The sequence below is a fragment of the Nocardia sp. 852002-20019_SCH5090214 genome, from assembly GCF_001665865.1.
GTDB lineage: Bacteria > Actinomycetota > Actinomycetes > Mycobacteriales > Mycobacteriaceae > Nocardia > Nocardia nova.
In genome coordinates, this window is sequence record NZ_LZMK01000158.1 from 33,612 (window position 1) to 47,393 (window position 13,782).

Consider the following 13,782-nt stretch of genomic DNA (forward strand, 5'->3'; position numbering starts at 1 on the left):
GGGCCTCGGCGAAGGGGGGGAGTTAGCCGAGGCCCGCGTAGGGTCGGCCCGGGGGGGAGGGGCCGACGTGACTGATCCTACGCGACGATTCTCGTTTGTGTCTGCATGAGGGGCGCTAGTTTCGGAATTTTTTTCTCTGGCGTGTTGCGGGGCGCGTCGTCCGGTTTGCCGGAGGGTTGATAGTCGGCGGGGAGGCATTCGTGAATTACGTTGTAACACAAAGGAATAAACTTGTTCCACGTGAAACGATCGGGCGTGGCGGGGCGCCTTCGCGAGCGTCGAATTCGGTAGCTGTGCGGGTGTGGCGGCGCACGACGGTGGGCGTTTTCACACCCTCGGGGCCCCGTGAGCGCCACGGCAGGTAGCCGTGCGGGCCGCACTCGAGTAGCCCGCTACTCGCGACCTTCGGGGCCGGCCGCGGGAGTATCGAGTCGGTCGCATCCCGCCGGCACCCCCGAGCACCGCCGGATCCCCGGGATGCGACCACCTCCGCCCTCTGCCCGGTCGGGGTTCGTCGCTCGGTCGATGTCCGATATGGGTTTATTCGGATGAACTTGTCGGTGGTGTGGGCAATACTGCACGGCAAGTAGCGAACCTCACATCCACATCGAACGGCAGGGGAAAAGCATGCCCGACGCCATCATCGCCGAGGGTTTGGTCAAGAAGTACGGACGGCTCGTCGCACTCGACGGGCTCGACCTAGCGGTTCCCGAGGGGACGGTGACCGCCCTGCTCGGCCCCAACGGATCCGGGAAAACCACGACGGTCCGGGTGCTCACCACACTGCTCACCCCTGATGCCGGCCGCGCCACGGTCGCCGGTATCGATGTGCTGCGCGAACCGCAGCGGTTACGCGCCCACATCGGTGCCTCCGGTCAGTACGCGGCCGTGGATGAATATCTCACCGGCTTCGAGAATTTGGAGATGGTGGGGAGGCTGTACCACCTGGGCATTCAGCGCAGTAAACAGCGTGCCCGGGAACTGCTCGAGCGCTTCCGGCTCAGTGAGGCGGCCGATCGGCCGGTGAAGGGCTACTCCGGCGGCATGCGGCGCCGGCTGGACCTGGCCGGAGCTCTGGTGGCGAATCCGCCGGTGCTGTTCCTCGACGAGCCGACCACCGGGCTCGATCCACGGGCCCGGATGGACCTGTGGGATGTGATCGAGGAACTCGTCGCCGGTGGTACCAGCCTCCTGCTGACCACGCAGTACATGGAAGAGGCGGACCGGCTGGCCGACACCATCGTGGTGATCGATCACGGCTCGGTCATCGCGCGCGGCACCGCCGACGAGTTGAAAGCTACGGTCGGGGGCGATCGGATCGAGTTGACGGTCGAGCATGTCGACGCGCTCGCCGTCGCCCAGCAGGCACTGGCCGGGCTGGCGGTCGGCGATATCCACGTCGAACCGGGGTTGCGGCGGCTCACCATTCCCGTCGACGACGGCTCGCAGGCCCTGGTCGACACCATCGAGCGGCTGTCCGCGCACCGGGTGCGCATCCAGGATGTGGGCCTGCGACGGCCCTCGCTCGACGACGTCTTCCTCACCCTGACCGGGCACGAGGCCGCCGACTCCATCGACCCGGCCGATGCCACGCAGACCCTCGAACAAGCCACGGAAGGACAGAGCAGATGATCACCGCCGCGGCCGACACCCGCAGACCGACCCTGGCCGAACGCGCGGCCACCGTGGCCGGGGACAGCCTGACCATTGCCAAGCGCAATGTCATCAAGATCAAACGAGTGCCCGACGTGCTGATCTTCTCGACGCTGTCGCCGATCATGTTCGTCCTGTTGTTCGCCTACATCTTCGGCTCGGCGATCAGCGTGCAGGGCACGTCGTACCGCGAATTCCTGATCGCCGGCATCTTCGCCCAGACCTCGGTCTTCGGCGCCACGTTCACCGGTACCAGCCTGGCCGAGGATATGCAGCGCGGAATCATCGACCGGTTCCGCTCACTGCCGATGGCACCGTCGGCGGTGCTGGTCGGGCGCACCGTGGCCGATGTCGCCATCAACGTGGTGAGCCTGGTCGTGATGTCGGTGACCGGTCTGCTCGTCGGCTGGCGCATCCACGGATCCTTCCTCGAGGCCGTGCTCGCCTATGCCTTGCTGTTGCTGTTCGCCTACGCGATTTCCTGGATCATGGCCGTGGTCGGTTTGCTGGTGCGGGCTCCGGAAGTGTTCAACAACGCCAGTTTCATGGTGATCTTCCCGCTGACCTTCATCGCCAACACCTTCGTGCCCAGCGAGGTGCTGCCGACGCCGCTGCGCGTCGTCGCGGAATGGAATCCGGTATCGGCGGTGACGCAGGCGACGCGCGATCTGTTCGGCAACACGAGTCCGACGAATCCGACGCCGGATGTGTGGTCGCTGCAGCATCCGGTGGCGACGACATTGATCTGGGTGGTGGCGATCCTGGCGATCTTCGTGCCGCTGGCGCTGCGTCAGTTCAAGCGGTCCGTCAGCCGGTGAGCCTCTCACCTGGCGCTACTGCGGGCGGCCCGTGCCTGTGACAGCATGGTGCCATGCAGTTGGGGAGTTCCCGGAAATCCGGTCGGTTGCGTAATCGGCTCATCGCGGCGGGCGTTGCCGCCGCCGCGGGCGGTGCCGCATGGGTGGCCGCCTCGCGTCGCCCGCAGCTTCCGGAGCCGGCCGCCGAACCGCCGCGGCTGGGATATGCGGGCGGAGCGACCGCGCCCGAGACGGCGGCCTCCACCGACGACGCGGCGCACACCGGCTAGGCGCGCCCCGCGAGTACGGACAGCCGACATGGCACGATATTCGGCGTGACCTCACCGAATCAGACCGCCGTGGCCGTCCTGCACACCAACCTCGGCGACATCAAGATCTCGCTCTTCGGTAACCACGCCCCGAAGACGGTGCGCAACTTCGTCGGCCTGGCCGACGGCAGCGCGGCCTACACGACGAAGAACGCCGGCGGCGGCACCTCCGGACCGTTCTACGACGGCAGCGTATTCCACCGGGTGATCGATGGTTTCATGATTCAGGGCGGTGACCCGACGGGTACCGGCCGTGGTGGGCCGGGATACGAATTCGCCGACGAATTCCACCCCGAACTGCGCTTCGATCGTGGCTACCTGCTGGCCATGGCCAACGCCGGACCCGGCACCAACGGTTCGCAGTTCTTCATCACCGTCGGTCCGCAGCCGCACCTGAACCGTCGCCACACCATCTTCGGCGAAGTGGTGGACGCCGATTCGCGCAAGGTCGTCGACGCCATCGCGACCACCGCGACCGACCGCAACGACCGGCCGAAGGAGCCGGTCGTCATCTCGAGCATCACCCTGAGCTGACCCATCGGAGTTTCGTGAATCCGCAACCGCCCGTACCGACCTGCTACCGCCATCCCGATCGCACCACCGGACTGGCATGCACGCGGTGCGGGCGGCCGGCGTGCCCCCAATGTCTGCAACCGGCCGCCGTCGGACAGCATTGTGCGGAGTGTGTCGCGCAGGGCCGCACCGATATTCGGCCGGTACAGCCGACCGTCGGCGGTCCGTTCGCCACCGCTCGCCGCACGCCGTATGTCACCTATGCGCTGATCGCGATCAACGTCGCGGTCTTCGCCGTCACCGCGAGTCAAGCGCACAGTGTCACCGACAATCATCTGTCGCGGCTGTTCTTCGACTGGGTGCTCGCACCGCAGTGGGTTGCCCAGGGGCAGTGGATTCGGGTCCTCGGTTCCGGATTCCTGCACTACGGGCCGCTGCATCTCGTGGTCAACATGTTCGCGCTCTACATTCTCGGCCGCGATACCGAACTCGTGCTGGGACGTTCGCGCTTCCTCGCGATCTATCTGGTGTCGCTGCTCGGTGGATCCGCGGCGGTCATGTGGCTGGCGACCGATTCCGCCACGGCCGGTGCCTCCGGCGCCATCTACGGTCTGTTCGGCGCGATGACCGTGATTCTGCTGCGGCTGCGGCAGAGTCCGGTGCAGATGCTGGTGTTGATCGCGATCAACCTGCTCATCAGCGTGTCCCTGCCCGGCATCTCGCTGTGGGGCCACCTCGGTGGATTGGTGGCGGGCACGCTCGCCGCCGCCGGAATCCTGTTCCTGCCGGAATGGCTGCGGGCGCGCACGCGCGATTCGATCCGATGGATCGGATGGGGTGCGGTAGCCGGACTCGCCGCCCTGGCGCTCGCACTGATCGGTGCGGGTGCGGCGGTTCTCGCCTGATTCGGTGGCCGCCCGATTCGACTGCGGCCCGCCCGGTTGTCAGCTGGTGCGGGGATCAGCGGGAACGAGACCGTGCACGGTCAGCACGTCCAGGACGTCCTGAGGATGGGTACCGAGGTCCCAGCGGCCGAAGATCACCAGCCGTTCCTCACCCCTGTGGTCGACATCGAGTTCCAGATTGGGGATGCTCCGGCCCAGCCGCCGGAAACCGACGACCCGTGCCCGCAGAATCTGCTCGGGTCCGTAGCTGACCGGGCCGAACAGGCCACGAACCACCAGGTGGGCCGGTTTCCCGGGCACGACGGTCAGGCGCGGGCGTTGACGGAAGCCCAGTCCGGCCATGCACAGCAGCAGTGCCGCACCCAATCCGATCAACAGCCGACTCGGTGCGTCGGAGGCGAACGCGGCGGCCACGGCCAGCGCCACTCCGCCGAGGGTGACCGCGGCCAAGGCGGGCGCGGGGGTGGACCACTCGAGCCGGGGCGCCGACTCGGAACTGCCGAATTCCGGGCTGGATCCCGGGCGGTCGGACTCGGGGTGTTCGGGTGGTGTGCTCACGGTCCCCAATTGCTCCTCGAGTTGTCCACAGAGTCATCCACAGGTGTGCATGAATCACACGCGTGTAATAAGGGTCAACGCCCGTGCGACAGCGCGATCAACGCCACCCGTGCGACAGCGCGATCAACGCCACCCGTGCGACAGCGCGATCAACGCCACCGCATCGTCATGATCAGGCCGATCACCATCAGTCCGAAGCCGATGAGGAAGTTCCAGGCGTTCAGATCGCTCATCCACTGGATGTGGTCGGCGCCCAGGTAGTAGACCAGCAACCATGCCAGGCCGGCCAGCATGAAGCCGAGCATGATCGCTACATACCAGACCGGCGACGGACCGCCCTTCACCTTCACCGGGGTGCGGCTGGTCGGGTTGATCGTGTAGTCGGTCTTCTTGCGGACCTTCGACTTGGGCATGACGTCCTCGTATTCGGCGTGCAGGTCTGCCTAAAGGCTATCTCAGCTGCGTATCGGCGGTGGCGCCACGTACTCTCGAACCATGCGTGTTCTGGTCGTCGACAATTACGACAGCTTCGTATTCAACCTGGTCCAATATCTGGGCCAGCTGGGTGCCGAGGCGACCGTCTGGCGCAACGACGACTCCCGGCTGCAGGACACCGATGCCGCGGCCGCCGATTTCGACGGCCTGTTGATCAGCCCGGGCCCGGGCACACCGGACCGCGCCGGCGCGAGCATCGAACTGGTCCGCGCGTGCGCCCGGAACCGGACTCCGCTGCTCGGGGTGTGCCTGGGACATCAGGCGATCGGAGAGGCGTTCGGCGCGACCGTGACTCGTGCCCCCGAGCTGCTGCACGGCAAGACGAGTTCGGTCTTCCACATCGGTTCCGGGGTGCTGGCCGGGCTGCCCGACCCGTTCACCGCCACCCGCTATCACTCGCTGACCGTGCTCGAGGACACCTTGCCCGGTGATATCGAGGTGATCGGGCGGACCGAGAGCGGCATCGTGATGGCCATGCGGCATCGCGACCTGCCGATTCACGGTGTGCAATTCCATCCCGAATCGGTGCTGACCCAGGGCGGGCACCGGATGCTGGCGAACTGGCTCGAGGTGTGCGGCGAGCGGCCGGCCGAGGGCCTGGTCGAGACGCTCGAAGCCGAGGTCGCCGCGCTGGTCTGACGGGCTCGTAGCGCCGCACGCGAAAGCCTTACCGTGACAAGGAGTTTGCGCATGCATAAGCCCGGTGCGGTCGTCGTGACCCGGCGGCGCTGATGGCTCGGCCCTATGTCGTGCTGTCGGTGGCCACGAGTGTCGACGGATATATCGACGACGCCGGCCCGCAACGACTGCTGCTGTCCAATGCCGAGGATTTCGATCGCGTCGACCAGGTGCGTGCCGAGGCCGACGCCATTCTGATCGGCGCCGAGACCCTGCGGCGCGACGATCCCCGGCTGTCGCTGAGCAGTGAGCGGCGGCGCGAGGCTCGCATCGCGGCGGGAAAATCCGAATTCCCGGTGCGCGTCATCGTCACCGCGAGCGGTGAACTCGATCCCGGACAGCGGCTGTGGAAACAGGATGGGGAGCGACTGGTCTATACGACCACGGCCGGGCGCGCGCGGCTGGGCGATCGGCTCGCAGGCCGCGCCGAGGTCGTCGCCCTCGGCAACTCCGTCGATTTCGGCGCGCTGCTCGACGATCTGGGCGAGCGCGGGATCGGCCGCCTGATGGTCGAGGGCGGCGGCCGCATCCACACCGCGTTTCTCGCGGCGGATCTGGCCGACGAACTGCTGATGGCGGTCGCCCCGGTGCTGGTCGGGGACAGCGGGGCCCCGAAATTTCTGCATCCTGCCGACTTTCCCGGCGGTTCTCGGCGCAGAATGGCTTTGGTGGATATCACTCGTCTCGGCGATATCGCAGTGCTGCGTTATCTGCCGAAGCAGACACCGTCCGATGGGAGTTCGCCGACGATGGAACACTCACAGTGACAACCGAATCCGATGCGTGGGAGTCGGTCGAGTCGGCCAGCCGTGTCCCCGGCCGGCCGGGGGCGCACCGATTCTGGATGCATCACGCGATCGGCCTGGCCCGGCTGTGCCCGCCGAGTGCGACCGCTTTCTCGGTCGGCGCGGTGATCGTCGGCCCGGACGGCGTGGAACTCGCGCACGGCTACTCCCGCGAGACCGACGCGAAGGTGCACGCCGAGGAATCGGCGCTGAACAAACTCGGCGCCGACCCCCGGCTCGCCCAGGCCACCATCTACAGCACGCTCGAGCCGTGTTCCACCCGGGCCTCGGTCGGCCGCGTCCCGTGTGCCGACCGCATCCTGGCTGCCGGAATTCCGCGCGTCGTCATCGCGTGGCGGGAACCGCGCACCTTCGTGGAGAACTGCGTCGGCGTGGAGAACCTGCGCGAACACGGCGTCGAGGTGGTCGAACTTCCCGACCTGGCCGAAGAAGCCATGTCGATGAATCGCCACCTCGCGTTGTGATTACCGGCCCGGATCAGGGCGGTCCCAGCACTCCCGTGACGATCGTGATGGTCGCGTTGCGCGCCACCGACGAACCCGGTCGGGGCTGCTGATCGATCACCCGGCCGACATTGCTCGCGTCGAATGTGCCCTGCGTGCTCTGGCTGATCTGGCCCACACCGCCGGTCCAGCCCACCGAGCGCAGTTTGTCCACGGCTTGCGACGGGGTGAGGCCGGTCAGCGACGGCATGGTGATCTGGTCGCTGGACACCTGGACCGTGATGGTCGAACCCTTGTCGGCCATGGAGCCGCCGGCCGGATCGGTGGACAGCACCTCACCGGCGGGCCGCGACGAGCTGACCTTCTGGATCACGACCTTGAACCCAGCGCTGTCGGCCAGGTTCGGTTCTGCCACATCGATCGACTGCCCCACCACATCGGGCACGCGAACCTGGTCCGGACCCTTGCCGAGGGTGATCGTCACCTTGGAACCGGCATCGATCCTGGTGCCGGCGGCGGGGGATTCGGCGATCACCTTGTCCTTGTCCTCCGGACTGGAGGCGCCCCGCTGGATCTGCGGATCCAGCAGTAGCCCGGCCGCGTTCAAATTCTGCTCGGCCTGCTGCTGAGTGAGTTTCGTCAGCTGTGGCACCGGTACCTGCTGCGGTCCGGTCGAAATCTGCAGGGTCACCGTGGACCCCTTGTCCACCCGAGCGCCGCCGAGCGGCTGCGTCGCGACCACATTGCCGCTGGCGACCTTGCCGTCCGGTTTCTGCTGGATGGCGACGTCGAAGCCCAGCTTCTCCAGATCGCTCTGGGCTTCCTGGGCGGGTCTGTTGGCCAGATCGGGGATCGCGACCTGATCGGGCCGGCTGCCCGGCCCGATCAACACCCAGAACAGCGCGACCAGCACCGCGACCACCGCGGCCGCGCCGATGCCGATCCACAACTTGCGTCTGGACCCCTCGGATTCGGGTTCCGGTTCGTCGTCGCCGTCGTTGCGTTCGACCGTGCGGTAACTACGCGGTTCGGGATCCATACTGCCGAGGAAGGTGGTGCGGTCCTCCTCGGTCATCACCATCGGGGCCTGCGGCTTCTGGCCGCCCAGCACCCGGATCAGATCGGCGCGCATCTCGGCCGCGGACTGATACCGGTTGGCCGGATTCTTGCTCATCGCCTTGAGGATGACCGAATCGAGTTCGCGCGGTACGCCGGGATGAACCAGCGACGGCAGCTTCGGATCCTCGCGGACATGCTGGTAGGCGACGGCGACCGGCGAGTCGCCGGTGAAAGGTGGCTGCCCCGTGAGGATTTCGTACAGCACACAGCCGACGGAGTACACATCGGACCGGGCGTCGACCTGCTCGCCGCGGGCTTGTTCCGGGGACAGATACTGCGCGGTGCCGATCACCGCGGCGGTCTGGGTCATCGGATTCGAACTGTCCGCGATGGCGCGCGCGATGCCGAAGTCCATCACCTTCACCGCACCCTGGCGGTTGATCATGATGTTGGCCGGCTTCATGTCGCGATGCACGATGCCGTTCTTGTGGCTGAAATCCAGTGCGGCACAGACATCGGCGATGATCTCCATCGCCCGCCGCGGCGGCAGCGGACCCTTGCCGCGCACGATATCGCGCAGCGTCTCGCCGTCGACGTACTCCATCACGATGTAGGGCAGCGGGCCGCCGTCCACCTCGGCCTCGCCGGTGTCGTACACCGCGACGATCGCCGGATGGTTCAACGCCGCTGCATTCTGTGCCTCGCGCTTGAACCGCAGATAGAACGTGGGGTCGCGAGCGAGGTCGGCGCGCAGCACCTTGATCGCCACGTCGCGACCCAGCCGCAGGTCACGAGCCTTGTGCACCTCCGACATACCGCCGAATCCGATGATCTCGCCCAGTTCGTAGCGAGAAGACAGATTCTTCGGGGTCGTCATGGCATTCCTTGTGAGGAGGTTTCGGGGTATCTGCTGCTGTCGGCTTCGTGCGTACCGCCGACCCCCGGCAGTGAATCGCCGGCCCCCGGCAATGGTAGGTCGAGCGAGGGGTAGGACGGGCGTGTTGTGGGGCGTGTGGTGCGGGTCGGCCGCTCCCGGGTGGTGGTGGTCGTCGGCGGTGCCGTGGTGGTCGTGGTCGGCGGGGGTGTCGTCGTCGTGGTCGGCTCGGGAGTCGTCGTCACCACCGGCGGCGGGGCCGGTTGGGTGGTGGTCGTCGGCTCCTCGGTCGTCGTCCACACCGTGGTCGGCGGCGGGGGCGCGACGACGGAGGTGGTCGACTTCACCGGCGACACCGTCGAATCCGGCGCCTTACCGCTGAGCAGCACCCACGCGGCCAGGCCGCCGAGCAGCACCGCGCCGGCGCCGAGCCCGGCCATCACCTTCTGACCGGTGGTGAATCCCGACTTCTCGCCGTCCTCGTCCGGGCCGCCGGGACCCGGCATCATGGCCGTCGAACCCGCCGCCGCGCCCACCCGGGCCGGTTCGGCGGTCGGGTAGCGGACGGTCGCGCCGTCGTAGTCGTTGCGCGGGATCACCGCGGTCGGACCGGGCGGGAGTACGCGAGTCGCACCGGTCTGCGGCACCGCACCTCCGCGCGGCGGCGGTGGGCGTCGACCCGCCCGGACCGCGGCCACGGCATCGGCGAATTCGCCGCCGCTGTGGTAGCGCCGCGTCGGATCCTTGGTCATCGTGATGTCGATCAGCTCGCGCACGTTCGGCGGCAGATCGGCCGGCATCGGCGGGGGCGCCTCGCGGACATGCTTCATCGCCACCGTCAGGGCACCGTCGCCGGTGAACGGCCGATGGCCCGACAGCGCCTCGTAGCCGACGACGCCGAGCGAGTACACATCGCTGGCCGAGGTGGCGTCCTCGCCGGTGGCCTGCTCGGGGGCGATGTACTGGGCGGTGCCCATCACCATGCCGGTCTTGGTCACCGGTGAGGCGTCGACCGCCTTCGCGATGCCGAAGTCGGTGATCTTCACCTGACCCGTGGGGGTGACCAGGATATTGCCGGGCTTCACGTCGCGGTGGACGACGCCCGCGGCATGGGCGACCTCGAGGGCGCGGCTGGTCTGTTCCAGCATGTCCAGACCCTGGCCGACCGAGAGCCGGCCGAGCCGGTTCAGCACCGCGTTCAGCGGTTCGCCCTGGACCAGCTCCATCACGAGGTAGGCGGTTTCACCACCCTGTGGATCGTAGGTCTCGCCGTAGTCGTAGACGCCTGCGATGCCGGGGTGGTTGAGCTGGGCGGTGGTCTTGGCCTCGGTCTTGAACCGATGCCGGAACGTCGGATCCGCGGAGAATTCGGCCTTGAGGACCTTCACCGCGACCCGGCGGTCCAGGCGGGTGTCCAATGCCTCCCACACCTGGCCCATACCGCCCGTGGCGATCAGACGTTGCAGCCGATACCGATCGGCGATCAGGGCACCGTTGTTCAGCATGGCCGCCCCCGTCGGTAGGTTCGCCGATCACGACGTTGTTGCATATCCACCTGGGGTCCTGGTCCTCGCTTACTCATTGTTCTCAGCCCCCCTGCAATCCGGCATCCAGCACCGCCCGTGCCACCGGCGCCGCCACCGATCCACCGGTCGCCGCCAGGGCACGGTCGCCGCCGTTCTCCACGATGACAGCGATCGCGATCTTCGGGTTCTGGGCCGGCGCGAACGCTATGTACCAGGCGTGCGGCGGGGTGTTGCGCGGGTCGCTGCCGTGTTCGGCGGTGCCCGTCTTGGAAGCGATCTGGTACGGCCGCGGCTGGGTGCCCCCGGCCGTGGACTTCTCCGAATCGATCATCAGCCCGGTCAGCTGGCTGGCCACCGGGGCGCTGATCGCCTGCCCGACCGACACCGGTTTGGTGGTGGACAGATCGCGCAGGTCGGGACCCTGGGTCCGGTCGACCAGATGCGGTTCCATCCGCACACCGCCATTGGCTACGGTAGCCGCGATCACCGCATCGTCGAGCGGGGTGAGAGCCACGTCTCGTTGTCCGATGCTGGTCTGCGCGAGCGCCGCGTTGTCCGGAATCGGCCCGACCGTGCTGTCGGCCACCGGAATCGGAATGCCCGAATGCGGGCCGATGCCGAAGGCCGCGGCCTCGTCCTTGAGTTTGGCCGCACCCACCTTCATGCCGATCTCGGCGAAGGCGGTGTTGCACGAGAGCCGGAACGCGTCGTGCATGGTCGCGGTCGCACCGCCGCCACACGGGGTGCCGTTGTAGTTCTCCAGCGTGGTGTTCGTACCGGGCAGGGTGATGTTCGGCGCCGCGGTGAACGCGTCCTCCGGCTTGATCCCCATCGACAGCGCGGCCGCGGCGACGACGACCTTGAACGTCGAGCCGGGCGGATATGTCTGCGACACCGCACGATTCAACATCGGCTGACCGGGGTCCGCGCTCAGCGATTCCCAGGCCTGGGTGGCACGCGCGCCGTCGTGCGTGGACAGCTGGTTCGGGTCGTAGCTCGGTGTCGACACCATGGTCAGGATGCGGCCGGTACTCGGTTCGATGGCCACCACCGAACCGGTGTAACCCTTGCTGGTGAGCTGGTCGTAGGCGACCTTCTGCATCATCGGATTGATGGTGGTCACCACATTGCCGCCGCGCGGATCGCGTCCGGAGATCATATCGATCAGGCGGCGGCCGAACAGCGCGCTGTCGGACCCGTTGAGCACGGAATCCTCGGAACGCTCCAGACCGGTGCTGCCGTACTGCATCGAATAGAAGCCGGTCACCGGGGCGTAGGCGGAGGGGTCGGTGGGATAGGTGCGCAGATACTTGTAGCGGTCGTCGGTGGCCACCGAACTGGCCAGCACCGTGCCGCCCGCCGAGATCTGACCGCGCTGGCGGCTGTACTCGTCGAGCAGAACCCGGGAGTTGCGCGGGTCGTTGCGCAGGCTGTCGGCCTTGATCACCTGGACGTAGGTCGCGTTGACCAGCAGCGCGACGATCATCACCATGACGGCCATCGCGACCCGGCGGAGCGGGGTGTTCATGCCGGCTCTCCCTTCTCGGGTCGGGGCGTCTCGGCGCGGATCATCTCGGTCTGCGCTTCGGCGATCGGCGCGGCTTCCCGGCGGCGAGCCGGCGCCGGCGCACGAGCGGCGTCGGAGATCTTGACCAGCAACGCCAGCAGGGCGTAGTTCGCGAGCAGCGAGGAGCCGCCGTAGGACACGAAGGGGGTGGTGAGTCCGGTCAGGGGAATCAGTTTGGTGACGCCACCCACCACCACGAATACCTGAATGGCGATCGTGAACGCCAATCCGGCGGCGAGCAGCTTGCCGAAACTGTCGCGGACCGCCAGTGCCGTGCGCAGGCCGCGCACCACGAAGACGGCGAACAGCATCAGCATCGCGGTGAGCCCGATCAGGCCCAGCTCCTCACCGATGGTGGCGACGATGAAGTCGGTCTTGGCGAACGGCACCTGCGAGGGCCGTCCGCTGCCGAGTCCGGTTCCGGCCAGGCCGCCGGTCGCGAGCCCGAACAGCGATTGCGAGATCTGGTAACCGGTGTTGTTGTAGTCGTCGAACGGGTGCAACCACGTCGACACCCGCACCCGCACGTGGCCGAAGGCGTTGTAGGCGAGGAAGAATCCGAGCGCGAGCAGTCCGGCGCCGACGATCAGCCAGCCCACCCGTTCGGTCGCGATGTAGAGCATGGCCAGCACGGTCGCGAAGATCAGCAGCGAGGTGCCGAGGTCCTTCTCGAAGAACAACACGACCAGGCAGGCCGCCCACACCAGCAGAATCGGGCCGAGGTCGCGCGGTCGCGGCAACTCCATTCCCAGGACGTGGCGTCCGGCCGCGGTGAACAGATCGCGCTTGGCGACCAGTACCGAGGCGAAGAAGATGATCAGCAGGATCTTCGCGAACTCACCCGGCTGCACACTGAAACCCGGTAACCGGATCCAGATCTTGGCGCCGTTGGTTTCGGAGAACCTCCCGGGCAGCAGCGCCGGGATCATCAGCGCCACCAGGCCGAGCAGACCGAGCGTATAGCCGTAGCGGGCCAGGGTGCGGTAGTCGCGCAGCAGCACCAGCACCGCGATGAACAGGGTGATCCCCAGCGCTGTCCACAGCACCTGTTGATTGGCGTCGGGGGAGGGGATCGACCACGAATTGTGGATCGCGGTCTGCTCGTCGGCGAGATCCAGGCGATGGATCAACACCAGCCCGAGTCCGTTGAGCAGCGCCGCGATCGGCAACAGCAGCGGATCGGCGAACGGGGCGAACCGCCGCACCGCCAGATGGGCGACACCGAACAGCGCCAGATAGGCGAAACCCAATTTGGCCAGATCCCAGGTGATTTCCTGATCCTGACTGGCCTCCACCAGCACCAGCGCAACCGTGGTGATGACCACCGCGAAACCCAGCAGCAACAGTTCGACGTTGCGGCGGGTCGAGGGTGGCGGCGCGGGAGCGAACCCGCCCGGTGGACTGGGGAACGCTCCAGCGGACGGCGGTGCCGGTGCGGACATCAGTCCGCCTTCCTGCAGTTCTCCCCCGGAGTCTGAGGGGCCGGCGCCGCGGTGGTGGGTGCTTTACGAGAAATCGCCGAGAGGGAATATCGCCGGAAATGCCGAACGCCCCGACATGTCTGCCGGGGCGTTCGGCG

The 13,782-nt window shown here is 67.3% G+C and carries 14 protein-coding genes; 8 read left to right on the forward strand and 6 right to left on the reverse strand.

Annotation, left to right across the window (positions count from 1 at the left end; all coding sequences use genetic code 11):
- Positions 1 to 627 precede the first annotated feature (627 nt).
- The 5 genes from A5780_RS13525 to A5780_RS13545 are packed head-to-tail and all read left to right on the forward strand — an operon-like array spanning position 628 to position 4,197.
- Positions 628 to 1,632 (forward strand): ATP-binding cassette domain-containing protein, encoded by a 1,005-nt coding sequence (locus tag A5780_RS13525; RefSeq protein ID WP_064908591.1) that lies wholly within the window; start codon positions 628 to 630, stop codon positions 1,630 to 1,632.
- On the forward strand, positions 1,629 to 2,471 hold the full coding sequence (locus A5780_RS13530; RefSeq protein ID WP_081879640.1) for an ABC transporter permease: 843 nt from the start codon (positions 1,629 to 1,631) through the stop codon (positions 2,469 to 2,471). Before A5780_RS13525 ends, A5780_RS13530 begins: the two co-directional genes overlap by 4 nt.
- A gap of 53 nt (positions 2,472 to 2,524) precedes the next feature.
- On the forward strand, positions 2,525 to 2,740 hold the full coding sequence (locus A5780_RS13535; RefSeq protein ID WP_063015283.1) for a hypothetical protein: 216 nt from the start codon (positions 2,525 to 2,527) through the stop codon (positions 2,738 to 2,740).
- A 45-nt stretch (positions 2,741 to 2,785) separates the two neighbouring features.
- Positions 2,786 to 3,313, forward strand: coding sequence for a peptidylprolyl isomerase (locus A5780_RS13540; protein WP_062965673.1), 528 nt, complete (start codon positions 2,786 to 2,788; stop codon positions 3,311 to 3,313).
- Positions 3,314 to 3,327: 14 nt separating this feature from the next.
- Positions 3,328 to 4,197 (forward strand): rhomboid family intramembrane serine protease, encoded by an 870-nt coding sequence (locus tag A5780_RS13545; protein WP_082857089.1) that lies wholly within the window; start codon positions 3,328 to 3,330, stop codon positions 4,195 to 4,197.
- Between the two features lie 39 nt (positions 4,198 to 4,236).
- Here the strand turns inward: A5780_RS13545 and A5780_RS13550 are convergent, their stop codons facing one another.
- Positions 4,237 to 4,755 carry a PH domain-containing protein gene (locus tag A5780_RS13550; RefSeq protein WP_082976460.1) on the reverse strand — a complete coding sequence of 173 codons (519 nt, stop codon included), beginning with the start codon at positions 4,753 to 4,755 and terminating at the stop codon, positions 4,237 to 4,239.
- Between the two features lie 149 nt (positions 4,756 to 4,904).
- Positions 4,905 to 5,168 (reverse strand): cell division protein CrgA, encoded by a 264-nt coding sequence (gene crgA, locus A5780_RS13555; protein WP_030516702.1) that lies wholly within the window; start codon positions 5,166 to 5,168, stop codon positions 4,905 to 4,907.
- A gap of 82 nt (positions 5,169 to 5,250) precedes the next feature.
- Between crgA and A5780_RS13560 the strand changes: the two genes are divergently transcribed.
- From A5780_RS13560 to A5780_RS13570, 3 genes are all read left to right on the forward strand, one after another.
- Positions 5,251 to 5,889 carry an aminodeoxychorismate/anthranilate synthase component II gene (locus tag A5780_RS13560; RefSeq protein ID WP_063015285.1) on the forward strand — a complete coding sequence of 213 codons (639 nt, stop codon included), beginning with the start codon at positions 5,251 to 5,253 and terminating at the stop codon, positions 5,887 to 5,889.
- Between the two features lie 92 nt (positions 5,890 to 5,981).
- Entirely contained in the window at positions 5,982 to 6,695 is a 714-nt protein-coding gene (locus tag A5780_RS13565; RefSeq protein WP_063015286.1) for a dihydrofolate reductase family protein, read from the forward strand.
- Entirely contained in the window at positions 6,692 to 7,198 is a 507-nt protein-coding gene (locus A5780_RS13570) for a deaminase (protein ID WP_227462911.1), read from the forward strand. Before A5780_RS13565 ends, A5780_RS13570 begins: the two co-directional genes overlap by 4 nt.
- Positions 7,199 to 7,211: 13 nt before the next feature.
- Here the strand turns inward: A5780_RS13570 and pknB are convergent, their stop codons facing one another.
- The 4 genes from pknB to A5780_RS13590 all read right to left on the reverse strand — a co-directional run bounded on the left by pknB (position 7,212) and on the right by A5780_RS13590 (position 13,645).
- Positions 7,212 to 9,113 carry a Stk1 family PASTA domain-containing Ser/Thr kinase gene (gene pknB, locus A5780_RS13575; RefSeq protein WP_063015287.1) on the reverse strand — a complete coding sequence of 634 codons (1,902 nt, stop codon included), beginning with the start codon at positions 9,111 to 9,113 and terminating at the stop codon, positions 7,212 to 7,214.
- Entirely contained in the window at positions 9,110 to 10,615 is a 1,506-nt protein-coding gene (locus A5780_RS13580) for a protein kinase (protein WP_063015288.1), read from the reverse strand. The genes pknB and A5780_RS13580 overlap by 4 nt, the downstream gene beginning before the upstream one ends.
- Before the next feature lie 82 nt (positions 10,616 to 10,697).
- Positions 10,698 to 12,164 carry a penicillin-binding protein 2 gene (locus A5780_RS13585; RefSeq protein WP_063015289.1) on the reverse strand — a complete coding sequence of 489 codons (1,467 nt, stop codon included), beginning with the start codon at positions 12,162 to 12,164 and terminating at the stop codon, positions 10,698 to 10,700.
- Entirely contained in the window at positions 12,161 to 13,645 is a 1,485-nt protein-coding gene (locus tag A5780_RS13590; RefSeq protein WP_036525362.1) for an FtsW/RodA/SpoVE family cell cycle protein, read from the reverse strand. Before A5780_RS13590 ends, A5780_RS13585 begins: the two co-directional genes overlap by 4 nt.
- Positions 13,646 to 13,782: the final 137 nt, after the last annotated feature.

Bases quoted from the DNA above. Each gene is read 5' to 3' on its own strand.
- A5780_RS13525 (WP_064908591.1), top strand. From the start codon at position 628: ATGCCCGACGCCATCATCGCCGAGGGTTTGGTCAAGAAGTACGGACGG.
- A5780_RS13530 (WP_081879640.1), top strand. From the start codon at position 1,629: ATGATCACCGCCGCGGCCGACACCCGCAGACCGACCCTGGCCGAACGC.
- A5780_RS13535 (WP_063015283.1), top strand. From the start codon at position 2,525: ATGCAGTTGGGGAGTTCCCGGAAATCCGGTCGGTTGCGTAATCGGCTC.
- crgA (WP_030516702.1), bottom strand. From the start codon at position 5,168: ATGCCCAAGTCGAAGGTCCGCAAGAAGACCGACTACACGATCAACCCG.
- A5780_RS13560 (WP_063015285.1), top strand. From the start codon at position 5,251: ATGCGTGTTCTGGTCGTCGACAATTACGACAGCTTCGTATTCAACCTG.
- A5780_RS13565 (WP_063015286.1), top strand. From the start codon at position 5,982: ATGGCTCGGCCCTATGTCGTGCTGTCGGTGGCCACGAGTGTCGACGGA.
- pknB (WP_063015287.1), bottom strand. From the start codon at position 9,113: ATGACGACCCCGAAGAATCTGTCTTCTCGCTACGAACTGGGCGAGATC.
- A5780_RS13580 (WP_063015288.1), bottom strand. From the start codon at position 10,615: ATGCTGAACAACGGTGCCCTGATCGCCGATCGGTATCGGCTGCAACGT.
- A5780_RS13585 (WP_063015289.1), bottom strand. From the start codon at position 12,164: ATGAACACCCCGCTCCGCCGGGTCGCGATGGCCGTCATGGTGATGATC.
- A5780_RS13590 (WP_036525362.1), bottom strand. From the start codon at position 13,645: ATGTCCGCACCGGCACCGCCGTCCGCTGGAGCGTTCCCCAGTCCACCG.